This window comes from Gammaproteobacteria bacterium (assembly GCA_036381015.1).
In the GTDB taxonomy this organism is placed as follows: Bacteria; Pseudomonadota; Gammaproteobacteria; order Steroidobacterales; family Rariloculaceae; genus ZC4RG20.
Map to the genome: position 1 here is coordinate 1 of DASVDR010000007.1, position 26,464 is coordinate 26,464.

The 26,464-nt window shown below is 68.7% G+C and carries 21 protein-coding genes; 7 read left to right on the forward strand and 14 right to left on the reverse strand.

All coding sequences use genetic code 11. The annotated features are described in order from the left end of the window. Positions 1–195 precede the first annotated feature (195 nt). The 3 genes from VF329_01545 to VF329_01555 all read right to left on the reverse strand — a co-directional run bounded on the left by VF329_01545 (position 196) and on the right by VF329_01555 (position 2,810). A complete protein-coding gene (locus VF329_01545) occupies positions 196–1,551 on the reverse strand; it encodes an MATE family efflux transporter (GenBank protein HEX7079682.1) in 1,356 nt (451 codons plus the stop codon). Positions 1,552–1,632: 81 nt separating this feature from the next. Beyond that, positions 1,633–2,310: an energy transducer TonB gene (locus VF329_01550; GenBank protein ID HEX7079683.1), complete on the reverse strand. Its 678-nt coding sequence runs from the start codon at positions 2,308–2,310 to the stop codon at positions 1,633–1,635. 17 nt (positions 2,311–2,327) lie between these two features. After that, positions 2,328–2,810 (reverse strand): hypothetical protein, encoded by a 483-nt coding sequence (locus VF329_01555; protein ID HEX7079684.1) that lies wholly within the window; start codon positions 2,808–2,810, stop codon positions 2,328–2,330. A gap of 72 nt (positions 2,811–2,882) precedes the next feature. On the opposite strand from VF329_01555, the gene VF329_01560 reads away from it, so the two are divergent. Further along, positions 2,883–4,082: a molybdopterin molybdotransferase MoeA gene (locus VF329_01560; protein ID HEX7079685.1), complete on the forward strand. Its 1,200-nt coding sequence runs from the start codon at positions 2,883–2,885 to the stop codon at positions 4,080–4,082. A gap of 199 nt (positions 4,083–4,281) precedes the next feature. On the opposite strand, the gene VF329_01565 is transcribed toward VF329_01560, so the two are convergent. The 6 genes from VF329_01565 to VF329_01590 all read right to left on the reverse strand — a co-directional run bounded on the left by VF329_01565 (position 4,282) and on the right by VF329_01590 (position 10,546). After that, positions 4,282–5,475, reverse strand: coding sequence for a DUF3570 domain-containing protein (locus VF329_01565; protein ID HEX7079686.1), 1,194 nt, complete (start codon positions 5,473–5,475; stop codon positions 4,282–4,284). Continuing rightward, complete coding sequence (locus VF329_01570; protein ID HEX7079687.1) at positions 5,462–5,674, reverse strand: DUF4266 domain-containing protein; 213 nt, start codon at positions 5,672–5,674, stop codon at positions 5,462–5,464. The genes VF329_01565 and VF329_01570 overlap by 14 nt, the downstream gene beginning before the upstream one ends. Before the next feature lie 157 nt (positions 5,675–5,831). Continuing rightward, complete coding sequence (locus VF329_01575) at positions 5,832–6,323, reverse strand: TlpA disulfide reductase family protein (protein HEX7079688.1); 492 nt, start codon at positions 6,321–6,323, stop codon at positions 5,832–5,834. Between the two features lie 112 nt (positions 6,324–6,435). Continuing rightward, positions 6,436–7,092: an outer membrane beta-barrel domain-containing protein gene (locus tag VF329_01580; protein HEX7079689.1), complete on the reverse strand. Its 657-nt coding sequence runs from the start codon at positions 7,090–7,092 to the stop codon at positions 6,436–6,438. Next, entirely contained in the window at positions 7,062–7,895 is an 834-nt protein-coding gene (locus tag VF329_01585; protein ID HEX7079690.1) for an SH3 domain-containing protein, read from the reverse strand. Before VF329_01585 ends, VF329_01580 begins: the two co-directional genes overlap by 31 nt. Further along, positions 7,895–10,546 carry a hypothetical protein gene (locus tag VF329_01590; protein HEX7079691.1) on the reverse strand — a complete coding sequence of 884 codons (2,652 nt, stop codon included), beginning with the start codon at positions 10,544–10,546 and terminating at the stop codon, positions 7,895–7,897. Before VF329_01590 ends, VF329_01585 begins: the two co-directional genes overlap by 1 nt. 493 nt (positions 10,547–11,039) lie before the next feature. On the opposite strand from VF329_01590, the gene VF329_01595 reads away from it, so the two are divergent. From VF329_01595 to sugE, 5 genes are all read left to right on the forward strand, one after another. Further along, the gene (locus tag VF329_01595; GenBank protein HEX7079692.1) at positions 11,040–12,206 is read left to right on the forward strand and encodes a hypothetical protein; all 1,167 of its coding nucleotides are present in this window, start codon (positions 11,040–11,042) and stop codon (positions 12,204–12,206) included. Between the two features lie 18 nt (positions 12,207–12,224). Beyond that, positions 12,225–14,726 (forward strand): LamG domain-containing protein, encoded by a 2,502-nt coding sequence (locus VF329_01600; protein ID HEX7079693.1) that lies wholly within the window; start codon positions 12,225–12,227, stop codon positions 14,724–14,726. 58 nt (positions 14,727–14,784) lie between these two features. Further along, entirely contained in the window at positions 14,785–16,425 is a 1,641-nt protein-coding gene (locus VF329_01605) for a hypothetical protein (GenBank protein HEX7079694.1), read from the forward strand. A 170-nt stretch (positions 16,426–16,595) separates the two neighbouring features. After that, positions 16,596–17,969 carry a class I SAM-dependent methyltransferase gene (locus tag VF329_01610; protein ID HEX7079695.1) on the forward strand — a complete coding sequence of 458 codons (1,374 nt, stop codon included), beginning with the start codon at positions 16,596–16,598 and terminating at the stop codon, positions 17,967–17,969. 166 nt (positions 17,970–18,135) lie between these two features. After that, positions 18,136–18,462 carry a quaternary ammonium compound efflux SMR transporter SugE gene (gene sugE, locus VF329_01615; GenBank protein ID HEX7079696.1) on the forward strand — a complete coding sequence of 109 codons (327 nt, stop codon included), beginning with the start codon at positions 18,136–18,138 and terminating at the stop codon, positions 18,460–18,462. A 13-nt stretch (positions 18,463–18,475) separates the two neighbouring features. Here sugE and VF329_01620 read toward each other — a convergent pair whose 3' ends face one another. Genes VF329_01620 through nirB form a run of 3 tightly spaced genes read right to left on the reverse strand, consistent with a single transcriptional unit; the run spans position 18,476 to position 23,642 of the window. Continuing rightward, positions 18,476–20,830: a molybdopterin-dependent oxidoreductase gene (locus VF329_01620; protein ID HEX7079697.1), complete on the reverse strand. Its 2,355-nt coding sequence runs from the start codon at positions 20,828–20,830 to the stop codon at positions 18,476–18,478. Further along, positions 20,827–21,162, reverse strand: a complete 336-nt coding sequence (nirD, locus tag VF329_01625; protein HEX7079698.1) for a nitrite reductase small subunit NirD — start codon at positions 21,160–21,162, stop codon at positions 20,827–20,829. Before nirD ends, VF329_01620 begins: the two co-directional genes overlap by 4 nt. Next, positions 21,162–23,642: a nitrite reductase large subunit NirB gene (gene nirB / locus VF329_01630; GenBank protein ID HEX7079699.1), complete on the reverse strand. Its 2,481-nt coding sequence runs from the start codon at positions 23,640–23,642 to the stop codon at positions 21,162–21,164. The genes nirD and nirB overlap by 1 nt, the downstream gene beginning before the upstream one ends. Positions 23,643–24,058: 416 nt before the next feature. Between nirB and VF329_01635 the strand changes: the two genes are divergently transcribed. Continuing rightward, positions 24,059–24,931, forward strand: coding sequence for a hypothetical protein (locus VF329_01635; GenBank protein HEX7079700.1), 873 nt, complete (start codon positions 24,059–24,061; stop codon positions 24,929–24,931). Positions 24,932–24,989: 58 nt separating this feature from the next. On the opposite strand, the gene VF329_01640 is transcribed toward VF329_01635, so the two are convergent. Then, positions 24,990–25,742, reverse strand: coding sequence for an SIMPL domain-containing protein (locus VF329_01640; protein ID HEX7079701.1), 753 nt, complete (start codon positions 25,740–25,742; stop codon positions 24,990–24,992). Positions 25,743–26,008: 266 nt separating this feature from the next. Further along, positions 26,009–26,437 carry a nucleoside diphosphate kinase regulator gene (gene rnk, locus VF329_01645; protein ID HEX7079702.1) on the reverse strand — a complete coding sequence of 143 codons (429 nt, stop codon included), beginning with the start codon at positions 26,435–26,437 and terminating at the stop codon, positions 26,009–26,011. Positions 26,438–26,464 lie beyond the last annotated feature (27 nt).

Genomic DNA, 26,464 nt, shown 5'->3' on the forward strand with positions numbered 1-26,464 from the left:
CCCCCCGCGATGCTCGGCGCGCCGGCGGCGCGAAGCCTCGGCACCGGCGCCGAGCCGAAGTCGCCGCTCGAGAATACGCGAGCGCGGCGCAAGCGTCATCAGCGCCACGTCACATTACGTGAGCGGCCGCACCACGTACCGGCTCGAGCGCGGGCGCCGCGCGCTCGTGCCCCCTTGCCCGGCGGGCGAACGGCGTCAGCCGTGCTCGGCCAGCCGGGCGCGCCTCGCCTCCCCGAGCTCGAACCGCCCGAAGGTCCTCCGCAGCCAGACGAACGCGACGACGCCGAACAGAACGTGCGCGGCCGCGTTCGCCCAGAAGATCCCGAGGAGGCCCACCGCGCCCGAAAGGATCCACGCGAGCGGGATGTAGGCGACGAAGAGCTTCACGAACGTGAGCGCGGTCGCCGGCAGCGGCATGCCGAGCGCGTTGAAGCACGCGGCGGCGACGAGCATGAACCCGAAGCCGCCGAGCGTCGGCGGGACGATCGCGAGATACGCCGAGGCGGTATCAATGACTTCCGCGCTGTCGTTGAAGAGCGACGCGAGCGGCGCGCCCGTCGGCCACAGAATTGCGGCGGCACCGAGGCCGTACAGGATGCAGAAATTACCGGAAAGGTAGGTCATCCGGCGCACGCGATCGAGCTTGCGCGCCCCGTAATTCTGCCCGACGAACGGGGTCACCGACGACGACACCGCGAAGATCACGAGCATCACGAGCGACTCGACCCGCGAAGCCACGCCGAATCCGGCCACGGCTCCCGGTCCGAATTTCGCGACGAACGACGTGATGACGCCGACGGTCAGCGGGTTCAGCAAGTTCGTCGCGGTGGCCGGCACGCCGACATGAAACACGCGCTTCCACGAGTCCCACATGCCTCGAGGCAGCAGGTAGCGGGCGCGGATCAGATGCTCGCGCCGATGCAGGATGTACACCGACGCGACGACGGTCGCACCGTTCGCGATCAGCGTCGCGATCGCCGCGCCGCGCAGCTCGAGCCGCGGAAAACCGAGCAGCCCGAAGATCAGAAGCGGGTCGAGCACGATGTTGAGCAGCGCCGAGAGAGTCAGGATCACGGCCGGCACGCGCGGATCCCCGACGGAGCGCATCGCGAAGTTGCCGACGAGCGGCAGGATCAGCAGGAAGCCGCCGAAGTAGTAGACCTCCATGTACTCCCTGACGAGGGGCAGCGTGCGGTCGTCGGCGCCGAGCAGGCGGAAGATCGGATCGAGGCTCGCGAGGCCGACGACCATCACGATGAGGCCGAGCAGCGCGGCGAGCAGCAGCGAGTGCGTCGTGATCCGTTGGAGCGCGTCGCGGTCGCCGGCGCCGAGCAGCCGCGCGAGAACCGACGAAGCTCCGACGCCGATCCCGAGCCCGACCGCGACCAGCGAGAACGAGACGGGGAACGTGAAACCGAGCGCGGCGAGCGGGAGGGTGCCGAGCTGACCGACGAAATAGGTGTCGACGATGCTGTAGGAGCTGACCGCGACGAGCCCGACGGCCATCGGGGCGGCGAGATCCCACAGATGGCGGCCGATCGGCCCGCTCACGAGCCGCGGAGCCGAACGAGCGCCGGGCGCAGCCCCCGGAGCGCCGATGTCCGCGTCGCCTCTAGTCAACGCGGCGCCCGATCAGCCGACGGCTTGCAGCTCGAACGTGAAGGTCCGGCAGGCGGGCAGCAGGATCTGCTCATCGTTTCGGCGCTCGTAGCGCGACTTCGAGACTGCCGTGAGCGTCGGTTCGCGGAACACCTCGTCCGATATCTCGACGAGGTGCGGATCGCTGATTTCGCCCCTGCCGTCGACCAAGAAGCAAGCGACCGCTCGCCCTTCCTTCGCCTCGCGGATAGCCTCCCGAGGGTAGCTCGGGCTGGCCATGATCGCGGGTACGAGAACCGGCATCAATCCTTCGGCGCCGGGCGGACGGTCCTCGTAGGCGTCGGCGCCGGACACCGGCGCGCACCACCATCCGCCGAGACGGCCCGGAGCGCTCCACGTTCCGCCGAGGGTCGGGTGCTCGAGATCGGCCGTGAGCTCGCGATCGTTCGCCGCGTCCTCGATACGCACCCGCGAGCGAGATTCCGTCCAGCCCGAGAGGTCGCGCCAGACGCCGCGCGTTGCGTCGGCGAGCCATGCGATCGAGGCGGCGCCGTCGGCTTCCGTCCTCAAATAGAACCTCTGGTCGCCGAACGGGCCGTACATCAAGCAGTTCCAGACGCCGATCGGCTCGAGCTCCTCGTCGCCTCGCGAGTGAGCCGGAGCAGCGAGCACCGCGCCGACGAGCAGCGCGGCGCCGGCGACGACGTTCACTCTGCCCGGTCGGCCGACTATTGATGATCCTCCATGATGATGCGCGGCCGCAGGCTGCGCTCATTGATCATGCTGCGGATCTGGCGCACTTGACGCGCGTCCGGAGCAATGTCCGCGGCGACGTCGATGTCGAGCGAGGCCTGCGGGTACATGCCCTTCAGATAGTACGCATACGATCGATTGCTGTACGCGCGCCAGTTGCGGGAGTTGATCGAGATCGACTCGTCGCAATAGGAGATCGCAGTGTCGGGATCGCCCTTCGCGGCATGCGCGGCGCAAAGGTTCGCGAGCGCGGCGGCCCGCTCGAACGGCGTGGCCGGGTAGCGCTCGAGCCCGAGGTTCGTGAGACGGATGCCGTCGTCGTAGCGCCCCGCCCGAATCGCGTCGGCGCCCGCCGACAGCAGCTCGTTGCTTTCCCCCAGGACCGTGCGGCTGTCCGGCTGGGCCCAGCCTCCGGCCGTGATCAGCGCGGCAAGGCTGCTGATGAGCATGCGGCCCATGCGATGGTTGCCTCCTGCGGGTCAGTATAGCATCGTGGACCGGGCGCCGATCACGCGCCGGCCCACGTGCAGATGACCGAAACATACGAAGCCGAACGCCTCATTCTCGAGCGGATGCCGAGCGCCGCGGCGTGCCGCGAGCGGCTCGAGCACTGCGTGGATCGCGTGCTCGCGGAGGACGTCTTCGCCGAGCGTGACCAGCCGCCGTTCGACCGCGTGACGATGGACGGCATCGCGATCGCGTATCGCGACTGGTCCTCCGGCACGCGCCGCTTCACCGCGGCCGGGACGCAGGCAGCCGGGGCGGCGCAGCTGACGCTGCCCGGGCCCGGCCGCTGCATCGAGGTCATGACCGGCGCGATCATGCCGGCCGGATGCGACACCGTGATCCCCGTCGAGCGCGTCGAGCGCCGCGGCGAAGAAATCGAGGTGCGGCTCGAGGCGGAGGTGACGGAGCGGCAGTTCGTGCACCCGCAGGGCAGCGACCGGCGCAAAGGCGCGCGCGTCCTCGCGCGGGGAACCCGGATCGGTCCGCCGGAGATGGCCGTGCTCGCGAGCGCGGGCTGCGCGGAGGTCGCCGTCGCGGCGCTGCCGCGGATCGCCGTGATCTCCACCGGCGACGAGCTCGTCGACGTCGGCGAGCCGCTGGCGCCGCACCAGATCCGCTCGTCCAACGACCGCGCTATAGAAGCCGCCCTGCTCCGCGAGCGGCTCGCGGTCGTCTCGCGCACCCGCCTGCCGGACGACGAGCGCGCGCTGCTCGACGCGATCCAGCGGCTCCACGCCGAGCACGACGCGTTGATCCTTTCGGGCGGCGTCTCGATGGGGCAGTTCGACTACGTGCCCGCCGTGCTCGACCGCCTCGGCGCGACGCTCGTGTTCCACAAGATCGAGCAGCGGCCCGGGCGGCCGATGTGGTTCGGCGTGAGCGGCGACGGCAAGCCCGTGTTCGCGCTGCCCGGCAATCCGGTTTCGACCCTCGTCTGCGTCACGCGTTACGTGCTGCCGGCGTTGCGTGCGTCGCTCGGGCTCGAGCCCTTCGTCGTGGAGTACGCCGTGCTCACGGCGCCGGTAACGATGCCGGCACGGCTCACGTATTTCATGCCGGTCGTCGTCGAGTCGACGTCGGATGGTGTGCTGCACGCGACCCCGCGGCCGACGAACACGTCGGGCGACTTCATCACGCTAGCCGGCACGGCCGGCTTCGTCGAGCTTCCGCACGGCCCACCCGCCTACCCTGAAGGCGCGTCCGCGCGCCTCTACCGCTGGTAACCGAAAAACGTGTCAGACACCATTTTCTCGTGTCCCGCAAATGCCTCTACATGATGCTTGACGGGACGCTCGCACACCCACCCCAGCGCTCACTGTGTTCGCGCAAGGGACCCCGGCGCAGGGACGCGCGCGAGCGAGCCCCCAGGGATGGGTTCACGGCGTTCCCGTCAAGCATCATGTAGAGGTATTTACGGGAGGGCTAGAACCAGAACGACATGAAGATCTGCACGACGTTCGCGTCGAACTCGTACAGCGGCTCCTGGCCGGGCGGGGCGCCGACCGAGGTCAGGTCCCGGAAATCCTCGTACTCGAACACGATGTGGTCGTACGCGAGGTTCAGGCTGCCGCGGTCGACGAATTTCCAGCCGCCGCGCATGATGTCGTAAGCCACGCCGAGGCGAATCGTGCGGCTCTGGAACGTGCTGAGCTCCTTGTCGCGCGCGATGAAGTTCTGGAAGTTCGAGCGCGGAAAGAGATCGCTGTAGAACTCGGCCGCGGTCTGCGAGTAAAACCGGAGCTTCGTCTCGAACAGCCAGCCGCCGTCGAGCGGCTGCGTGTAGCCGAGCTCGAAGGTATCGGCCTCGATGTCCCACGTGTCGGCATACGAGCGGTACTCGCCGTGGATCGCCGCGCGGAACGGCAAGTGATAACGGAACCGAACCGCGCCGGCGTCGCTCGTGCGCGTGCGCGGATAGACTTCCGGCTCGTAGCTGTAGCCGACGGGGCTCTCCTCGTCGATGAAACGCACCGACCGGTAGGGGTTGTTCAGGAAGCCTTCGTCGGTGATCGTCTCGAACGAGAAGCCCATCAGGAGATTGCGCGTCAGGATCTGCGAGAGCCCGAGCCGGTACTGCTGCCGCTGCACCGTATCGCTGAAATCCGGGTCGCCGCGCCGCCCCACCTCGTCGTTGCCGAGCGAGTAGCCGAGTGACAACGTCGTCAGGTCGCCGAAGAAATCCTGGCTGAGGCCGACGCTGAACGTCTCGGCCGAGTAGTCGTTCTCCTCGCTCGTCGTGAAGCCCAAGTTCATCAGCCAGCGGTCGTGGAGATAGTCGACGCCGACCGAGTACTGCGTACGCTGCTCGCTGTACGGGCTTGCCGTCGTCACCACGTCGATCGACGCGCTGCTGACCTTGTCGACGTAGTAGTTCGCGGACGCCGAGAACTTGCTCGCGAACTGCTTGCGGACGAGCAGCGACGGACCTTGAATCGTGACGCCGCCGCCGTCGTAGGAGTGGTAGAGCACGTCCGCGCGGTCCTCGGGCAGAACGCCGGCCGTCGCGCTCGGCGCGCGGACGAGCGCCGCTAACGCCGCGAGCGCGGCGAGCGCGAGCATCGCCGCACGGAATCCGCGCTCGCCGCCCGGCCGTCCCCGGGCGTCAGTTGCAGCCACACCCGCCTCCGGCGCTTCCGGTCGCGCCCCGCGCGCCCTCGCGCGCCTCGTATACGTGGTGGATGTAGGCCGACGAGACCGGATCCCGGTCCCACGACATGATCGGGTCGGCGAGGCGATCCCGCTCGTAAGGCTTGACCCACGGCTCGACGCTGCAGCCGGCTGCGCTCAGCAGGCCGACGGCCAGGGCGAGCGACACGGCGTGCCTCACCGCGCGGCGCAGACCGAAGCGCCCCGCCGGCCGGCATTCCGCCGCCCTCTTCGCCGCCGCCCGGCGCGCGTCAGCTCCCGCGGTGTCGATCACCGTCATGAAACGCCCCCCGTTCTATCGATTCTTGCCTCGATTCTTCACGGCGTCATTCACGCAGCAGCGCGCGAATCTCCGCCTGATAATCGTTCTCGTAGCCGGGCTGATAGCCGTGATGGATGAAGCGCAGGTTGCCCTTGCGATCGATCATCACGGTGCTCGGCATGGCGATCACGCCGTAAAGCTCGCTGACCTCGTTAGCCGGGTCATAGAGGATGTCGAAGCTCACCGGCGTCTCCTCGAGGAACGCCTCGACGCCGCGGGAGTCTTCCTCGACGTTGACCCCGAGGAGCGTGAAGCCGAGGTCGTGGTAGCGCTGGTGCAGGGCCTCGAGGTGCGGCATCTCCTGCCGGCAGGGTCCGCACCACGTCGCCCAGAAGTTGATCATCACCACCTGTCCCTTCAGGTCGGAGAGCGAGATCGTCTCTCCGCTGCGCGACCGGAGCGTGAAATCGGGTGCGGGACCGGAGAGCTGGTCCGCGGCCACCGCGGCGGTCGCGAGCAGCGCGCTCGAGGCCAGCAACACAATCGATCTCAGCATGGCTACCCCTCCATGGCGGACACGAGGAACGCGAGCGGCGGAAGGCCGGCCCGCGCTGAGGCGGCTGCACACCCGCAGCTCATGTCGTTCATGTCCGGCATCGTCGACGTCGTCAAAAGAAGAACGTCACGCCCACGTGGCATTCGAGGTTGTGCGAGGTCTTCTCTTGACCTAGCAGGTCGATGTCGAAGACGTGGTCGCGTACGTCCGCATGCACGGCCAGCCAATCGAGCGGCAACAGCCGTAGCCCCATTCCGACGTTCATCGTGAAACGGTCGTCGCCCGCGAAGGAGGTCTTGCCCACGCCTCCGATTAAGTAAAGCGACGTGTTCAACGCCCTATTACGCCCGATGAAGCTTTCGCCGGGCAAAATGTTGTAGCCCAGCGACACGTTATAGTAGGAATATTCGCGTTCCTCGTCTGTGAGCAGCTGCGCAGCTCCGCTCAATCGCTCGAAGCTCGTCTCCTCCGTCTTCGTGTCGCCTCCCGCGAGCTCGACGAAGAAGCCGGGCGTGATGTGATACGCGAAGCGCGCGCCGACCACGGTGTTCACGCCGAAGTCCTCGACGCTGAGCTGGCCCGCGAACACGCCGATTTCGAAGTCCTCGGTGTCGATGTCCGCCGGCTCGATCGTGCGCCGCTCGACGTCGGGCTCGATGACGGGCGGCGTATCCGCGTCCGCCGTCTCCACGAGACGGTGCCGCCCGCAGCCGGTCAGCGCGAGGCTCAATACCGGCATCAGAAGAAGAACGAGAACCCTGCCTTCCATTCTCTGATTTCCTCGTTGTCGTTCCGGCTGGTGAACACGACGTAAGTCTTGTACTCGGCGCGCAGCAGGAAGCGGCCCGTGAGATACGTGCGCAGACCCGCGCCCGCGTGAGCGGCGGAATCGGTGCGGTCGGTGGTCGCGACGAGCGTCGCCTTCGGCTCCGTCTTCACGGCGCCCGCGCCGAGCGTCAGATACGGCGAGAAGCGGCGGTTCGGATACAGCATGTGGACGATGTTGACGCTCGCGAGCTTGCTGTCCGAAAAGCGCCCGAGCGCCTGCGACAGCCAGAGCTCGACCGACAGGTTTTCCGTGAAGCTGAACGCCCCGTAGACCGAGATCACGTTCGCGCCGCCGAAATCGCCGTAGAGCGCGCCCGCCTCCCAGCGCCGCTCCGCGTAATCGCCGAGCTCGAGACCGGGCACGTCGAACCGCTCGCCGTCCACACCGAGCGTGCGTTGGAGCTGCTCGAGCGCGACCCATCCCTCCTCGCCGCGAGGCACGCGCACCTGGAACCAATCCGTGCGCCGCCTCAAGATCTCGACCGTCTCGCCGCGCTCTGCGACGTAGAAGACCGGGTAGCCGGGTGCGGGGCCCGTGTGGAGCTCGAGGAACGGATCCTGAACCACGACCTCGTAGACGTCCGCGCCGTGTGCCGACCACGACGCGAGCGCGCCCGCGAGCGCGACGGCGGCCTCGACGAGCCTCGATGCACGGCGCACCGGCGCATTGCGGCCCGGCCAGTCCGGGCGAGGCTCTCCGGCGGCTCCGTCCCCCATGCTGCCGGGTCGGCGGTTACGTGCCACTAGTTCTCCGGCACGTCGAACGGGTTGTTGTAGTACTGAGCGCCGATGTCGAGCCACTCGGCGATCAGGCGAAGCTCGGCCGGCGAGAGGAAGCCCTCGTGCGTGCCTCCGGGGTCGAACTTCGAGAAGAAGCGCGACGACGCGTTCGCCCCGGCCGCGCTCATCGGCGGCGCGACCGGAACGTTCTCGAGGATCGGGTTGCCGTCCTCGTCGACGCCGACCTCGATCACGACGTCCTGAAGCGCGCCGTTGACGAGCTCCTGCTCGTTGTCGGTAAAGAGCAGCTCCCGGTACGAGTTGAACTGGTCGGCCTCGTCGGGCGAGAGCCCGTCGCTCAGGTCGAGCTGCGCCGCCGGCACGGCGGTCGCGTTCATCGCGTCGACCGGAGCGTGGCAGCCGCCGCGGCTGCACGTGTTGTCCGCGAGGACGGTGACGCCGTCCGTGTCGAGCGTCTGCCGGAGCGTCGTCCAGAGCGGGTGAATGTGCTGCTCGTAGTTGATGACGACGCGGCAACCCGTGTTCCACGTCGTCAAGCAGTCCGACGAGGCCGGCGGCGGCGTCGTCAGCGCCGAGTAGCGGAGCTCGAGATCCGCATCGGGCGCGCGCACGGCCGGATCGGTCCACACGTCGGAATAGAGAAGGTCGACCGAAGGCGTCAGCGCCGCGCAGTCCGACTGGCAGCTCACACGTGTGCGCGCTTCGGCCATCGTCTCGCCGAAGTCCGGAATGATCGTCGACACGGTGTTCGGGAACGGCACGCCGGTGCTCTGCGCGCCGGCGTACGCCGGATCGAAGCTGTCGGACCGGCCGTGTGACAGGCCGCTCGACGGGTCGTGGCAGCCGTTGCACTCGAGCTCCTGCCCCGGCAACACCTGCAGCCAGTTCTGGTGCCGCGGCGAAAGCCGGCGGCCGTTGCGATCGACGACGGCCACCGCGAGGGGCACGTTCGCCGGAACCTTCACGCGGACCGATCCGTCCGGCTCGATCGGCGCGTACGCGACGATCTCCCGCATGCCCTGGCGGATGTTCGGGCCGAATGCGGTGTTGTCGAGATCGACGAAATCCTCGTCCGGGATCGAGACCGCCTTCACGACCCGCAGGAAACGCGCCGGCCGCTCGTCGGCCGTCGTGGCCTCCGGGTCCGCGAGCGTCGGGATGTCCGGGTTCGCCGTGTCGACGCCGTCGACGTCGTAGACGCTGCGAATATCGAGGATGCCGGCGTTCTCGGCCACGAGATCCGGATCGAGATCGACGCCCGGCACCTTGTCCAGAATCGCGCGCGGAGCGGGCCGCGGCTGGGCCGCGACGACGTCGCCGATCAGGACGCCCTCCTCGCCGAGCACGACCGGGAGCTGCGTCTCGTTGACCGGGTCGTACATCCAGATGCCGTAGAGCGGCGGCGCCGGAAGCGCGGCCGGGTCAGCAAGCATCTCGTCCGTGCACGGCACGATCATGCCGTCGGCGTCGACGAGCCGGCAGATCGCCCAGCTCACGAGCACCCGGTCCGTGCCGTCCCAGAGCGGAAACGCGGAGCTGAAGCGTCCGCCCGGCGACGGCAAGTCGTCCGTCCGCACGTCGTTCGGCGTCGCCGACTCTTGCGCGGGACCCGGCAGCCCGGCGTTCGCGGCCGTCGGCTGCGTGTTCTCGACGTACACCGGCGTATCGATCACGACGATGTCGCCGCCGAGCTCCGGATGATCGAAAGGACGGGCGATCGCCATGATCCGGCCGTCGGGCATCTCGCGCGCGCCAACGAACTGCACGACGCCGCCGTCCGTCCCCGTGGCGTGGCTTTCGGCGCCGTAAAGCAGCTCGAGCCCGGTGCCGTCCGGATTCATTTGATATAGATGAATCCCGTTGACGTTGCCCGCGTGGTCCCAGCGGCTGAAGAGGACCTTGCCGCTCGAGAGCACGGTCGGCTCGAGGTCGTGGCTCTGGTTGAACGAGACCTGGTGCAGGTTCTCGCCGTCGGCGTCCATCACGTGGAGCACAAAGGCCGGCTCGTTGCGGTCCTCGTCGAGCGCGTCGAACTGCGGCTTGCCTTCATCGAGCAAGATCGCCTTCGCCTGGCGCTGCCGAGTCGACGAGAAGATGATCCGGCCGTCCGGCAAGTAGTGCGGAAAGATGTCGTGGCCGGCCTCGGCCGTGATGTCCGACACGATGATCCGGCGCAGCGTATCCGTCTTGAGGTCGTACTCCCAGATGTTCCACGTCGGCTGGTCCTCGTCGTCGAGATTCGGATCGAAGGGGCCGCGCATCGCGAACAGGATTCGGGTGCCGTCCGACGAGATCTCGACGCCCTGCACGTCGCCCATGCCCTGCGTCACCTCGAACGTGACGTTGCGCTCCACGGCGGACGGCGACGCGCGGTCGAGGACGTAGAGATCGGTGCCGACGTTGAAGCGGAGCAGCTCGCGAAGATCGGTCGGGGACTGCAGCTGCATGTCCTCGTCGAACAGCGGCCCCTTCGTGTACGCAATCGGAAAGTCCAGCGCGACCGGGTCCGGCTCCTGGCCGGAGCCGACGCCGAGGCTGCCGTCGCTGTCGCCGCTGCAGCCCGCCACGGCGCCGATCAGGACGGTCAGACAGGCAACGCCCAGCCCGGGCGCGCGGCCGGGCATGCGACGAACGCTCTCTACAGGGATGCCCATCGGAGTTCCCTCTCGCGTCAATCCAACCGCCTGAGCACGGCGCGGAACGGTCGTTGGAACATCATGGACGACAGGCACCCGGCGACATCATGGGAGCGCCATCGAGACGCTGCTCCGCGAGGCCGCGATTCAACGTAATGAAGGCGTCCGGCAATCATGGGCAATGACCCGTCGTGTCTACCGTTAACGCGATCACAAGATCGCGGCGCCCGAGAGCGGCCTCCGCGATACGGTGAGCGGCGTCTCGATCCGCTCCTCGCCGCGCGACATTTCACGTAATCGCGCCGCGCGACCGGTCCGCGCAACCGCTCCTGAAAAAAGCGGCAGCAGATCACCGCCGGCGAGCTTACACGCGGGCTAACCTGCCGCCGAACTGTCGCGGAACCGAGACGTCGCGAAATTTCCACATTACGGAGGAGTTCGCGGGTGTGGTCTACTCGCCCTGCATCCGAATTCTCACTATTCGACGGGACGAAGACGAATGAGTAGCGGGATGATGTCAACCACGGGGGCCTGCATCGCGCTCGTCGCGGCGGCGACCCTCGGATGGGCCTCGAACGCGGTCGCAGGGCCTCGCGAGCAGGCGCAGCGGATACACGACCGCCTTACCGGCGTTCCGCCGAGCGACGCGATGCTCGACCAGATGGAGGCGCTCATCACGAGCGGCGACGCTCTCGGCGCCGCCCTGCTCGCGACGCACGATCCTCGTTTCTATACGGTCACGCTGAAGAACATGGCGGCGCCGTGGACGAACCGCGATCAATCGCCGTTCGTCCCTCTCAACGACTACACGACCCTCGTGATCGGGCTGGTGGCGGACGACGAGCCGTTCGACCAGATCCTCTACGGCGACTTGCTCTATTACGCCCCGAGCGTCTCGCCGGCGCCCTCCGCGTCGAGCAACGCGCATTACGAGGCGCTCGAGCAGGCGATGCTCGAGGAAGACTTCGATCCGGAGACCGACCTTCAGCAGACGACGCAGTCCTCGATCTATCCGCTGCCGCCGGACGCAACCGCCGGCGCGATCACGACGCGCGCGGCGGCCGAGGCGTTCTTCATCGCCGGCACGAACCGCGCGATGTTCCGCTTCACGCTGATCAACCACATGTGCATGGACCTCGAGCAGGTGCAGGACACGAGCATCATCCCGGACCGGATCCGTCAGGACGTCTCCCGCAGCCCCGGCGGCGACAGCCGCGTCTTCATGAACAGCTGCGTCGGCTGCCACGCGGGCATGGACCCGCTCGCGCAGGCGTTCGCGTATTACGACTTCGATCCCGTCGCGGGCAGCATCGAGTACACGGAAGGCACGGTCCAGCCGAAGTACTTCAACAACGAGCTCACGTTTCCGGACGGCTTTGTGACGCCGGACGACTCCTGGGACAACTACTGGCGCGAGGGCCGTAACGCGCTCCTCGGCTGGGATCCGAGCCTGCCCGGATCCGGCAACGGCGCGAAGTCCCTCGGAATGGAGATCGCGCGGTCGGAGGCCTTTGCGCAGTGCCAGGTCGAGAAGGTGTTCCGTGCCGTGTGCCTGCGCGATCCGGTCGACGCGAGCGACCGCGCCAAGATCGACACGATGGCCGCAGACTTCGCGAACAACAACTACCAGCTCCGCGATGTGTTCGCGGAGTCGGCGGTGTACTGCATGGGCGATTAGCCCGACGGAGTCACGACGATGCAGCACACGACCCTTCGATCGCGCGCCGTCGCATTGGGCTTGCTCCTCGCCGCGGCGGGATGCGGCGGCGGAAGCGGCCCCGGCGTCGAGGAGATCCCGGGCACCGGCTCCTCGGGCGGCTCGGACTACGAGGGCCCGGCGCCGTCCACGGCCGACGTCCAATCGTTCAAGATCAACCTGTTCGACAACATCCGCTCGAGCAACCGCTGCGGCGGCTGTCACGGCGTCGAAGGCGGTCAGGCACCGATGTTCGCCCGCAGCGACGACGTGAATCTCGCGTACGCCGAGGCCAACAAGGTCGTCGATCTGACGTCGCCCGACGACTCCATCATGGTCCTGAAGGTCGCCGGCGGCCACAACTGCTGGCTCACGAGCGACGCCGCGTGCGCGGAGATCCTCACGACGTGGATCACGAACTGGGCCGGCGAGCTCGCGGCCGGCGGAGGCCGCAAGATCGAGCTCGAGCCGCCGGCGATCCGCGACCCGGGCCAGAGCAAGAGCTTCCCGGCGGACCCCGCCCAGTTCGCGGCGACGATCTACCCCAAGCTCGAGGAGCATTGCGGAGCGTGCCACACGTCGACGTCGCCGACGCGGCAGTCGCCGTTCTTTGCCGAAGGGCCCGGGACCGACCCGATGGCCGTGGCGGCCGCGTACGAGGCCGCGAAGGCGAGGATCAATCTCGACGATCCGGCGAGCTCGCGCTTCGTCGTGCGGCTGCGCGAGGAATCGCACAACTGCTGGACGAGCGACTGCGACGCGGATGCGAGCGTGCTACAGGCGGCGATCCAGGATTTCGCCGACGGTGTGCCGCTCACCGAGGTGGATCCGGCGCTGCTGACGAGCAAGGCGCTCACCTTATATGAAGGCACGGTCGCGGCCGGCGGCAACCGCTACGAAGCGAACGTGATCGCGCTCTACGAGTTCAAGACCGGCCAGGGCGGCACCGCGTTCGATACGAGCGGCGTTGATCCGGCGATGGACTTGCAGCTCTCGGGCGCGGTCGAGTGGGTCGGGGGCTGGGGCCTCAGCTTCTCCGGCGGCAAGGCGCAGGCCTCCACGGCCGCGAGCGCGAAGCTTCGCGACCAGATCGCCGCCACCGGCGAGTACTCGATCGAGGCCTGGGTCGCGCCCGGCAACGTCGTGCAGGAGGACCGCCGCATCGTCAGCTACTCGGCCGGCACGATGCTGCGCAACTTCAATCTCGGCCAGACGATGTACAACTACGACTTCTTCAACCGCTCGAGCAACTCCGACGAGAACGGCAACCCGCAGCTCTCGACGCCGGACGCCGCCGAGGTGCTCCAGGCGACGCTGCAGCACGTCGTCGCGACGTTCGATCCGGTGGAAGGGCGCAAGATCTACGTGAACGGCATTCTCGTCGCCGATCAGGATCCGGCGCCGGGCGGGACGCTGACGGATTGGGACGACACGTACGCGTTCGTACTCGGCAACGAAGTTTCCGGCGACAAGCCGTGGACCGGCGTGATTCGTCTCGTCGCCATTCACAACCGCGCGTTGACGCCGGAGCAGGTTCAGCAGAACTACGCGGCCGGTGTCGGCGAGAAGTTCTTCCTGTTGTTCTCCGTCGAGCATCTGACCGATGTGCCGGAGAGCTACGTCGTGTTCGAGGCCGCGCAGTTCGACAGCTACGCATACCTCTTCCGCAACCCCTTCTTCATCAGCCTGGATGAGACGGTTCAGCCGAGCGGCATCGACATCGAAGGGATACGCATCGGCCTGAACGGAGCCGAGGCGCCGGTCGGCCAGTCGTTCGCGCGGCTCGACGCGACGATCTCGAGCGACGCGTACGATCCCGAGACCGGGCAAATCCTCGCCGATCTCGGCACGGTCGTGCCACTCGAGAAGGGACCGGGCTCCGACGAGTTCTTCCTCACGTTCGATCGAATCGGATCTCACGTTTTCGACCGGCCGCCTCCGCCGATCCCGGCCCCCCCGGCGCCGCAGGATCTGCCGCCCGCGTCCGACATCGGCGTGCGCACGTTCGACGAGATCAACGCGACGATGGCCGCGATCACCGGGGTCAGCCCGAACGAACCGAACGTCCGCGCGACGTTCGAGACGGTGCGCCAGTCGCTGCCGGCGGTGCCGACGCTCGAGGCGGTGCTTGCGTCGCATCAGGTGGCGATCGCGCAGCTCGCGATCGAGTATTGCAATGCGCTGATCGAGGACACGAACCTGCGGCACGACCTTTTCGGCAGCTTTCCGTTCGGGTCGCCGCCATCCGTCGCGTTCCCGGCCTCGCAGGATGCGCTCTTCGATCCGCTGCTCGACCGCATGCTCGGAACGATTCATCTCGCAACGCAGCCGGACCGCGCGTTCGTCGAGCAGGAGCTCGACATGATGATCAACGGCCGGCCGAGCGACCCGTCTCGGCCGGGCCTCGCGAGCACGGACAGCGGCGATCCCGAGCGGACGGAAACGATCGCGAAGGCCGTCTGCTCCGCGGTGCTCGGCAGCGCGGCGATGCTGGTGCAGTGACGGTCACGAACGCAGTCGGGCCGAACGCCCGTCGATGCAGGACAGAGGTAGCGACGCCATGCTCATCAAGGTGAAACGCAAACCGAGGCATCCGGACGCGCCGCAACGCCACGAGCGGCACCACCGGCCGATGACGCGGCGCGAGCTGATCGGGCAGGGCTTCGTCGCGGGCTCCGCGACCGTGCTCTCCGGCGGTGTGCTCGGGCTCTTCGCGAGCCCGCGGCGCGCACTGGCCGATCTCGCCAGCGACCTCCAGGCGCTGACGGTGGAATGCGGCATCACGAACGGGGCCGGCAAGATCCCGTTCATCTGCTTCGATCTCGCCGGCGGCGCGAACATGGCGGGCTCGAACGTGCTCGTCGGCGGCCAGGACGGCCAGCTCGACACGTTGAGCACCGCCGGCTACAGCAAGCTCGGGCTGCCCGGCGACATGGTGCCGGGCACGCCGGAGGCGACGCCGACGGCGACGAGCAACGGCGACCACACGGACACGAGCTTGGGGCTCGCGTTCCACAGCGACAGTGCGTTCCTCCGCGGCATGCAGGCGAGCTTCCGCACGCCGGGCATCGCGGCCAACATCAACGGCGCGGTGATCCCCGCCCGCTCCGAGAACGACACGGGCAACAATCCGCACAACCCGCTCTACGGCATTCAGAAGGCGGGCGCTGACGGCTCGATCCTGACGCTGTGCGGATCGCGGAACTCCGATTCCGGTGGCAACTCGATGGCCCCGCTCGGGATGATCGACCCGGAGTTCCGGCCGACGAAGGTCGACCGCCCGAGCGACGTGACGGGTCTCGTCGACACCGGCCAGCTCGTCGGGCTCCTCGGACCGGAGGACGCGACGGCCGTGCTCGAGTCGATCTACCGGATCAGCCGCAAGAAAATGGACGACCACGTCTCGACCGGGCTCTCGGTCACGCAAGACGAGGTCGTCAAGGACCTCGTGAAGTGCGGGTATCTGAAGGCCGCGGACGTCGCCGACCGCTTCGGCAACGTGATCCTCGATCCGGGCGCCGATCCGGAGATCGTCGGGCCGAACGGCATCTTCACGGCCGAGGAGTTCTTCGCGAACGACAACGACGGCGACGAGTTCCGCAAGACGGCCTCCATCATGAAGCTCGTCATCGAAGGCTTCGCGGGCGCGGGCTGCATCACGATGGGCGGCTACGACTACCACGGCGGCATGCGCCAGGAAGGCGAGATCAAGGACTTCCGGGCCGGCCGCTGCATGGGCGCGTGCCTCGAGTACGCCGCGCGGGTCGGCGTGCCTCTGATGCTCTACGTCTTCAGCGACGGCTCGCTGTCGAGCAACGGCGTGATCGACGACTCGGTCGACGGCCGCGGCAAGGGCGAGTGGACGAGCGACAATCAAGACACCGCGGCGTCGTTCTTCCTCGTCTACAACCCGACCGGGCGCCCGGCGCTGTTCCAGAGCGGCTCCGACGGCCAGACGGCTGCACAGCATCAGCAAATCGGGTACTTCTCCGCGAACGGCGACGTGCAACGCGCGGGCACGCCGGGCGCGAACAACGTCAACCTGCTCGTCGAGATGGTGCTCCTGAACTACATGGCCCTGCACGGCGAGCAGAACCTCTTCGCGGACCGCTTCCCGACCCACGGCCTCGGCGACAGCACGAACCTCGACCGCTTCACCGCGTTCGAGAAGATCGTGAACGGCACGATCGTCATGCCCTGAGCCCCGAAAAAGGTGTCAGACACCTTTTTCTCGGAAAAGGTGTCTGACACCATTTCCCCCCGGAAAAGGTGTCTGACACCTTTTTTTCCTTTTTTTCTGTCCGGGAGTGAAATCGGCATTGCAGCACATGAGAAGCCCGTGCGGTCGTCGTGCCGCCGGCGACCCCACCGATGAGTGAAGCGCAGGGCCCCGGCGCCCTCCTCGCCTGCCCCCGCTGCGACCGCACGCCGCTCGAGCCGCTCGAGCGCGGCTACCGCTGCGCGGGATGCAAGGTCGACTTCCCGCTGCTCGACGGCATCCCGTGGCTCTTCGCGGAGCCCGCGGCCGCCGTCGGCGAGTGGCGCGGGCGGCTGCATTTCGCGCTGCGCCGGCTCGACCACGAGCAGGCCGGCGTCCGCCGCGCGCTGGAGCGGCCGGGGATCCGCGCGTCCACGCGCAAGCGTCTCGAGCGGCTGCGCGACGCCGTCGCCGGCCAGAGCGAGCGCCTGCGGCGACTGCTCGCGCCGCTCGACGTGGACGCACCGACGGCCGCGTACGAAACGTACCTCGCGCTGCGCACGCGGCCGCCGTCCGATCAAGGCCTGCTCACGTACCAGGCGAACCTCCATCGCGACTGGGCCTGGGGCGACGACGAGAACCGCGCGTCGCTCGCGCTCGTTCGGACTGCGCTCGGTGCGACGGCCCCGGGAAAGACTCTCGTCCTCGGCGCGGGCGGCGGCCGGCTCGCGTACGACATTCACCAAACGCTCGCGCCGGACGTGACCTTCGCGCTCGACTTCAATCCTCTGCTGCTGCTCGTCGCGGCGCGCGTCACGCGCGGGGAGACGGTCGAGCTCTACGAGTTTCCGCTCGCGCCGAAGGACGCGGAAGGCCACGCGGTGCTGCGGCGTCTCGGCGTCGACGTGCCGGCGCGGGCAGGCTTCGAGCTCGTGCTGGCCGATGCGCACCGGCCGCCTTTCGCGAAGGGCGCGTTCGACACGATCGTGACCCCTTGGCTCGTCGACATCCTGCCGGAGCCGCTCGATGATCTGGCCGCGCGCATCAACCATCTGCTCGCGGACGGCGGCCGATGGGTCAACTTCGGCTCGCTGAGCTTTCACGATGCCGACCCGGCGCTGCATTACCCGCTCGACGAATGCAGCGAGGTGCTCGTCGAGAACGGCTTCTCGGCGCCGGAGGCGCGCGAGGAGCGCATCCCGTACCTCGCCTCGCCGGCGAGCCGGCACGCGCGGAGCGAGGAGATCGTGGTGTGGCGCGCGGACAAGCAGCGGCGCGTGAAGCGGCCGCCGCGCCACGAAGCCCTGCCGGACTGGATCGTGCGCGGCAACGAGCCGGTGCCGTTGTCCGCGTCGTTCCGCTCGCAGATCACGGCGACGCGGATCCACGCGTACATCATGTCGCTGATCGACGGAAAGCGATCGTTGAAGGACATCGCGCGCATCCTGGCCGAGCAACGGCTCATGACGGCGGATGAAGCCGAGCCCGCGTTACGCTCGTTTCTGATCAGAATGTACGAGGATGCGCGCCGGCAGCGGGCATACTAGTGTATGCGTCCCGCAAATATCCATACATGATGATTGCCGGGGCGCTCGCGGGCAGGGATGCCCGCGAGCGAGCCTACAGGGACGTATTCACGGCGGCCCCGGCAGGCATCATGTATGGGTATTTGCGGGACACGATACTACTAGGACGCTGCCCGAGAACGAGCCCATGGCCTGGATCATTCTGCTGCTCGCCGGACTTCTCGAAATCGCCTGGGCCATGGGCCTGAAGATCAGCGACGGATTGACGCGTCCGTGGCCGGCGGCCGCGACCGTCGTCGCGATGATCGCCAGCATGGTGCTCCTCGGTCTCGCCGTGCGCACGCTGCCGATCGGCACCGCGTACGCCGTGTGGACCGGCATCGGCGCCGTCGGCACCGTCGTGCTCGGCATCGCGATGCTCGGCGAGCCGGCCACGCTTTCGAGGCTCGCCTGCATCGCGTTGATCGTCATCGGCATCGTCGGCCTGAGGCTCACGGAGCCCGGCGCGGGCTGAAGAGCGCGCGGGTTCAGGATGCGGTCGCGGGCCGCCCTGCCGCGCCGAGCAGCGCGTTCAGCTCCGGGATGCAGGATCCACAGCGCGTGCCGGCGCCGAGCACGCGGCCGACTTCGGCCGCCGTCGTCAGCGATTGCGTACGGATCGCGTCGGCCAGCACGTCGTAGCCGATCGAGAAGCACGCGCAGACGAGGCCTCCTCGCGCCTTCGACCGGCCGGCCGGCTGGGCCGCGAGGACTCTCGACCGCGCGGCCGCATCGACGTGGGCGACGCCGACGAGATCGACGATGACCTCGCGATCGATCGGCAGCGGGGCCGGCGCCACGTAAACGCACGCCTCGAGCCGCGTGCCGTCGAAGCGCGCTGCCCGATAACGCCCCGCCTTCGCGTCGGACAGCCTCACGTCCGCCGTGACCACGACGCGGGCGATCATCCGGCCGCGCTCGTTCACGACCTCGGCGAGATCGCCGGAAGCGAGACCGCGATGCTCGGCATCGATCGGGTGAACCTGCACGAATGGCTCCGCGTGATGGCCCGACAGCCGGGCCGAGAGCCCGGTCCGCGTCATCGTATGCCAGTGATCCCGCACACGGCCCGTGTTGAGCGCGAACGGCGCGGCCGCGCTCGGTGCGTGCCGAGGCGGCCGCGGCAGGACCGGCACGAGCCGCGCCTTGCCGCTCGGCGTGAAGAACCGCCCGTCGGCGAACGGGCGAGCGCCGTCGGTCAGCCCGCGGCCGCCCGCCGGGCACGGCCAAGCAACCGGCTCGAGCGCGTCGTACTCGGCATCGTCGAGGGCCGCGAGGGCACCGATGTCGAATGCACGAGTCCCGGCGTTCTCGTACGCCGAGAGCCGCGCATGCTCGCGGAAGATCTCCGCGGGCGATCGATACGCAAAGGCGTCGCCGAACCCCATGCGCCGCGCGGCTTCGGCGACGATCCACCAGTCCGGCCGGCTCTCGCCGGCCGCCGGCGCGAACGCGCGCTGCCGCGAGAGTCGCCGCTCCGAGCTCGTCACGGTGCCGGACTTCTCGCCCCAGCCCGAGGCCGGCAGCAGCACGTCGGCGAGCGCCGCCGTGTCGGTGCCGCGCATGCAGTCGGATACGACGACGAGCTCGCAGCGCTCGAGCGCTTCGGCGACTCGACCCGCGTCCGGCATGCTGACGACCGGGTTCGTCGCGATGATCCAAACGGCTTTGATCCGACCCCGGTGCATCGCGTCGAAAAGCTCGACGGCCGCGAGACCTGGCCGGCGCGCGACGTTCGTCGTGCCCCAGAAGCGCGCGAGCCGCGCGACGTTCTCCGGCGTGAAGTCCATGTGCGCCGCGAGCTGCGTCGCAAGCGCGCCGACCTCGCGGCCGCCCATCGCGTTCGGCTGACCGGTCAGCGAGAACGGCCCGGCACCACGCTTGCCGATCTTGCCGGTCGCGAGATGCGCGTTGATGATCGCGTTGACCTTGTCGGTGCCGCTCGAGCTCTGGTTCACGCCTTGCGAGAACAGCGTCAGCACGCGCTCGGTGCGGGAAAAGGCCCGGTAGAGCTCGGCGACGTCGGCCTCGGGCACGCCGCAGGCACGCGCGACCGCGTGAATCGACGGCGCGGTCGCGCGCGCTGCCCGAACCGCGGCGTCGGCGCCCTCGACATGCGCATCGAGATGCGCGCGGTCGAGCGCGGCTTCGCCGCTCGCATGGCTCAACAGCCCGTTGAACAGCACGGCGTCCGTGCCCGGCCTGATCTGCAGCAGCAGATCCGCAATGTCGGCCGTCGCCGTCCGCCTCGGATCGACGACGACCACGCGCGCGTCCGGCCTTCGAGCCTTCGTCTCGCGGATGCGCTGAAACAGCACCGGGTGGCACCACGCGGTATTCGAGCCGACGATCACGAAAAGATCCGCCGCCTCGATGTCATCGTACGCCACCGGCACGACGTCGGCGCCGAAGGCGCGCTTGTGGCCGGCCACGGCCGACGCCATGCAGAGGCGCGAATTCGTATCGATGTTCGCGCTGCCGATGAAGCCCTTCATCAGCTTGTTCGCGACGTAGTAGTCCTCCGTCAAGAGCTGACCTGACACGTAGAACGCCACGGCGTCGGGGCCGTGTTCAGCGATCGCTCGAGCGAAGCCGCGCGCGACGGCGTCGAGCGCCTGGTCCCAGCCGGTGCGCCTTCCGTCGACGATCGGGTGGAGCAGCCGTCCGTCGAGGCCGAGCGTCTCGCCGAGGGCGGCGCCTTTCGAGCCCAGACGGCCGAAGCTCGACGGGTGCTCGGGATCGCCGGCGATCGCGAAGCTCCGCGGGCCGGCCGCTTCGTCCGCGCGCGCGACGATGCCGCATCCGACGCCGCAATACGGGCACGTCGTGCGCACGCCGGTCATCGGCCGCGCCCGTCGAACGCCGCAGCGTCGATCGCTCGGACGAGGACGCGCCCGGCATGCACGCGCACCTCGAACGTCGCCGTCTCGCCTTCGTCCGGCTCCGATGCCTCGCCCGTCGCGAGATCGATGACCCAATCGTGTAACGGGCACGTCACGCAGCGGCCGTGCACGAGGCCTTGCGACAACGGTCCGCCGCGGTGCGGGCAGCGATCGAGCAGCGCGTAGACGGCGTCGTCGGCGGTCCGAAAGAGCGCGATGTCGGCCTGCGTGGTGCGGAGCACCCGCGCGCCGCGCCGGGGAATCGAGTCGAGCGGCCCGGCATCGAGCCACATCACGCGGGCTCCGCCGCTCGCGCCGGCTCGAGCGGCACGAACTCGTTGACGTCCTTGCCGGACGCGCGCTCGGCCCACGGATCGACCTGCGCATGCCGCTGCGCTTCGAGAAAGCGTCCGTGCAGCGCGCTGCGCGACGCAGCGTCGTCGACGACTCGCTGCTTCACGTGCGACAGCCCGACGCGCTCGATCCATGCGGCCGTGCGCTCGAGATAGCGGCCCTCCTCGCGATAGAGCTGCAAGAACGCGCCGCAGTGCTCGAGCACCTGCTCCTCCGTCTCGACCTTGCAGAGGAAATCCGTCGCCCGGACCTTCATGCCGCCGTTGCCGCCGACGTGAAGCTCGTAGCCGGACTCGACGCACACGACGCCGAAGTCCTTGATCGTCGCCTCGGCACAGTTGCGCGGGCAGCCGGAGACGGCGAGCTTCACCTTGTGCGGATGCCACGAGCCCCAGGCGGCGCGCTCGAGGCGGATGCCGAGCGCAGTCGAATCCTGCGTGCCGAAGCGGCACCACTCCTTGCCGACGCAGGTCTTGACGGTGCGCAATGCCTTGCCGTACGCGTGCCCGGACACGAAACCGGCGGCGTTCAAGTCGCGCCAGATCTTCGGCAAGTCCTCCTTGCGCACGCCGAGGAGGTCGAGGCGCTGCCCGCCGGTGACCTTGACCGTCGGCACGCGATACTTCTCGGCGATGTCCGCGATCGCGCGCAGCTCGTGCGGCGACGTGACGCCGCCCCAGATGCGCGGCACGACCGAGTAAGTGCCGTCGCGCTGAATGTTCGCGTGCGCGCGCTCGTTGATGAGCCTCGAGTGCCGATCGTCCTCGTACTCGCCGGGCCATGCGCAGAGCAGATAGAAGTTCAATGCGGGCCGGCACTTGTGACAGCCGTCGGGCATCTTCCACTCGAGGAAGCGCATCACGGCCGAAATCGTCTTCAGCCCGTACTCCGTGATCGCCTGGCGCACCTCCTCGTGCGTGTGCACGGTACACGCGCACATCGGCTTCTTCGCGGGCGGCACGGAGTAGTCGCCGCCGAGCGTGTTCGCAAGGAGTTGCTCGACGAGACCCGTGCACGACCCGCAGGAGGAGGAGGCCTTGGTGTGCTTGCGAACCTCGTCGAGCGTGAACAGCTTCTTCGCGGTAATCGCACGAACGATCTCGCCCTTGCAGACGCCGTTGCATCCGCAGATCTCGGCGCTGTCCGGGAGGGACGTCACCGCGTCCGCGCCGGCGGTGCCGGAGTCGCCGACATGCGCCTGGCCGAAGAGCAGGTTCTCGCGGAAGTCGGCGATCGGCGTAGCGTCGCGCATCAGCTTGAAGTACCACGCGCCGTCGACGGTGTCGCCGTAGAGCACCGCGCCGCGAATGCGGTCGTCCTTGACGACGAGCTTCTTGTACACGCCGCGGCCCGCGTCGCGGAACGTGAGCTCCTCGGAGTCGGCGTCAGCGATGAAGTCGCCGGCGGAGAAGACGTCGACCCCGGTGACCTTGAGCTTCGTCGAGACCGCGGAACCGGAATAGCGGGCGATGCCGAGCTCCGCGAGATGATTCGCGACGACTTTCGCCTGCTCGAAGAGCGGCGCGACGAGACCATAACAAGCGCCGCGATGCTGCACGCACTCGCCGACCGCGTAGATCGCGGGATCGAAGGTCTGCATCGTGTCGTCGACGAGCACGCCGCGGTCGCACGGAAGACCGCACGCGCGCGCGAGCGCGACGTTCGGACGAATGCCGACGGCCATGACCACGAGGTCGGCCGCAAGCTCCTCGCCGCCCTCGAGGCGCACGGCTGCGACCCGCCCGGCGCGGCTTCCCGGACCGGGAAGGATCGCCGCGGCCCGCGCGGCCATCCGAAAGTTCAGGCCGCGCTCCTCGAGCGAGCGCCGCAGCAGATCGCCGGCAGGCGCGTCGAGCTGACGCTCCATCAGCGTTTCGCAAAGATGCACGACCGTGACGTCCATGCCCCGCTTCTGAAGGCCGTGCGCCGCCTCGAGGCCGAGCAAGCCGCCGCCGATCACGACGGCCCGGCGTCCCGGCGCCGCTGCCGCGGCCATTCGTTCGACGTCCCGGATGTCGCGGTACGTCACGACGCCGTCGAGCTCGCTGCCGGGTATCGGAAGCAGGATCGGAGTCGAGCCCGTGGCGAGAAGCAGCCGATCGTACGGCGCGCCCGACCCGTCGGCGGTCGAAACGCGTCTTCCCGCGCGGTCGATGCACACGACCTCGGCCCCGGCACGCAGGGTGATGCCGCGCTCGGCGTACCACTCCGCGCGATTCAGCATGATGTCGTCGAACGTCTTCTCGCGCGCGAGCACGGGCGAGAGAAGAATCCGGTTGTAGTTGCCGTGCGGCTCGGCGCCGTAGACGGTGATGTCGTAGAGATTCGGCGCGAGCTCGAGCAGCTCCTCGATGGCCCGCACGCCGGCCATGCCGTTGCCGACGAGCACGAGCCGGCGCCTGGCACGGCGAGGCCGCATCCTTCCTGGCCGAGCAATCGCCGACGCGTCGAGAACCGGTTCCATTCGTCCTCACCTCTCCTTTCCTTTCGCGGCATTCGCAGCGGCCGTGTGGCCGGCGGCCGAGTCCAATCTCGCGAGCGCCTTTTACAAGCGTCGTGCCACGTCGCCGTGGAGGCGGGGGGCCGTGCGCAAGTCACTGAACCCAAGAAATTTTCTCCGGCCGAAAGGCCGAGCGGATCAAACGAGGACACCTGCCCCGCGCACCGGGAGAAGGCAGCGGCCTGCGGCGAGGCGCCGCCGCGGTGCAGCGCACGGTGTGATGCGTCCCCGTGTTGCCGATCGGATCGAGAGCGTGCGTCGCACCGGCTCGCCGGACTGTCGAAGCGCGCGCCGTCCGCGTAAGATCGCGGCATCCGTTTCCGCAGGATGACGCGATGAAAACCATACGAACCGCCACCATCTGCCTCGCCGCCCTCGTCACCGGCGCGGCGCACGCCGCCTATTACTACGAAGCCGTGACGACCGTTGAAGGCGACGGCGTCGGCAGCCAAAGCTCGTCGGTTCGCGGATGGGTCGACGGGGCGAACGCGCGCATCGAGTTCGTCACGGGCGATCCCACCGGTCTTTTCTCCGCAGGCAGCTACCTGTTGAGCAACGACGGAGGAGAGACGCTCTATGTCGTCGACCCCGGCGCGAGAACGGTCGCGGAAGTCGACCTCGCGCAAATCTTCCGCTCCGTCGGTGCACTGACGGAGGCGACGGGCGGCGCGCTGAAGATCGAGTTCAGCGACTTCACGACCGAGCAGCTCGGCCGGGAAGCGGGCGCGCCCATCGTCGGCCACGCCACCACGCGCTACCGCTTCAAGACCGGTTACACGATGAGCGTCGGCGTGCTCGGCTTTTCCCGCGAGAGCCGCGCGGACACGGATCTCGAGATCAGCTGCACCGAAGAGATCGACGACGCCGGCTTCGCGGTGTGGCTGCGGCCGGATCGATTCCGCACGGGCGACGAGGACATCGATCGCCTGATCGCGCAGCAAGTCGCGATCCCGGGCTGCGTCACGCTGAGAAACCGGAGCGTCACGACGATGACGGCCGAAGGCGGACGCGCCTCGACGACGACCACGACGATGGAAGTGACGGCGCTACGCGAGGAGGCGCCCCCCGAGGCCGCGTTCGTGCTGCCGGCGGATTATGAAAGGACGTCGTTCTTCCCGGACCTCTCCGAGCTCGGCGCAACGCCGCCGCCCGAGGAAGCGAGCGGCGAGGGCCGGGGCTTTGGGCTGCGGGACCTGATCGGACGCTGAGCGCGGCCCGGCGCGCGGACGCGAGTCGAACTTCGTTGCCCGGAGAGAAGCTTACGGCTCATTGCGAGCCTTCGCCCAGCAGGTACGTGACCGTCACGTTCGCCGTGACCTGCACGCGGCCCGGCTCGACGGAGGTCGCGGCAATGTCGACCGCCCGCTCGGCGAAGTACGGCGTCGGCGGCCGCACGTCGTAGCCGCCGGCGACGACCTCGCGGACGCCGGCGATTCGCATCCCCATCGCGTCGGCGACGGCGTCGGCCTGAATACGAGCCTCCTCGACGGCGAGCCGCATCGCTTCCGCACGGGCGCCGGCATCGTTCCGGACTCGGAACGAGATGCCGTAGAGCTGGTTGGCACCGGCCTCGATTCCGGCATCGACGATCTCGCCGATGCGCGCGAGCTCGCTGACCTCGACGCTCACGACATTGCTCGCACGGTAGCCGACGACCCGCGGTTCCTGCGGGCTGTCGGCCGGCGACCGAGGCGGATTGGAGTAGACGGGCGAGAGCGAGAGCTCTTCGGTGCGCACGGCCGAGTCCGGCACGTCGCGGCCCTTGACCGCCTCGAGCACGCGCTGCATCACGCCGTTCACCTGATCCTGCGCGGCGGCCGCGTCTGCCGCCTGGGCGGTGACCCCGAGACGGACGACGGCTTGATCGGGCTGCACGGCCACCTCGGCGCTCGCCGAGACCGTCACGGTCGGAGGCCCGGCCGCGCGGTCCGCCCCGTTGCCGCCCGATTGGGCGAGCGCGGGACCCGTGGTCACGAGAAGAGCGCAGCCGGCCGCGGCCGCTCGACGCATGCTGATCATGCTGTTGCCTCCGTTCGTTCGATGCTCCACCGAGGACGGCGCCGCGCGCCGGTCCATGCCCTCGGCCGCTGCCTGCGGCCGAGGCCGCCGCTTCGGCCGCGCGTTCCGTCGCGCGGGCGGCGCTCCGCGGGCCTGGGCGCCGCGATCGCAAGCGTAACCGTTCGGTGGCTGGCCGGGTAGGTGCCCGGGAGCCCGCGCCGAAGTGAGAAAAGGCGCGCCGCATTCGCGGCGCGCCCCTGGCTCGTCGGAGGGGTGGCGGCCGGAGGTCAGCCGGGCCGCTGGTCGACCGCGAGAACGGTCAGCTCTCGCGTGCTGCCGTCTTCCATCCGCCAGCGAATCGACTGGCCGACCGAGAGGCCGATCAGCGCCGCGCCGATCGGCGACAGAACGGAGATTCGCCCCGCGCTCACGTCGGCTTGCGCGGGAAACGTCAAGCGGACCGTCTGCGTGCGCCCCGTGGCGCCGTCCGCGAACGTCACTGCGGCGCCGAGCTTCACGACGTCGGCCGGCACGTCGGCCGTGGGCCGGAGCTCCGCACGCTCGACCTCCTCGAGCAGCTGCCTCGCGAGCTCCGGTGCGCGCTTCTCGGCGCCGATCGCGAGCCCCGCGAGCAGGTCGTACTGCGCGGTGTCTATGATCAACGGCGGCTTGCCGGCGTCGATCGAAACTCGATTCGCGTCAATCTTCGTGGCCACGTCATCGTTCCTCCTGAGCATCGAATG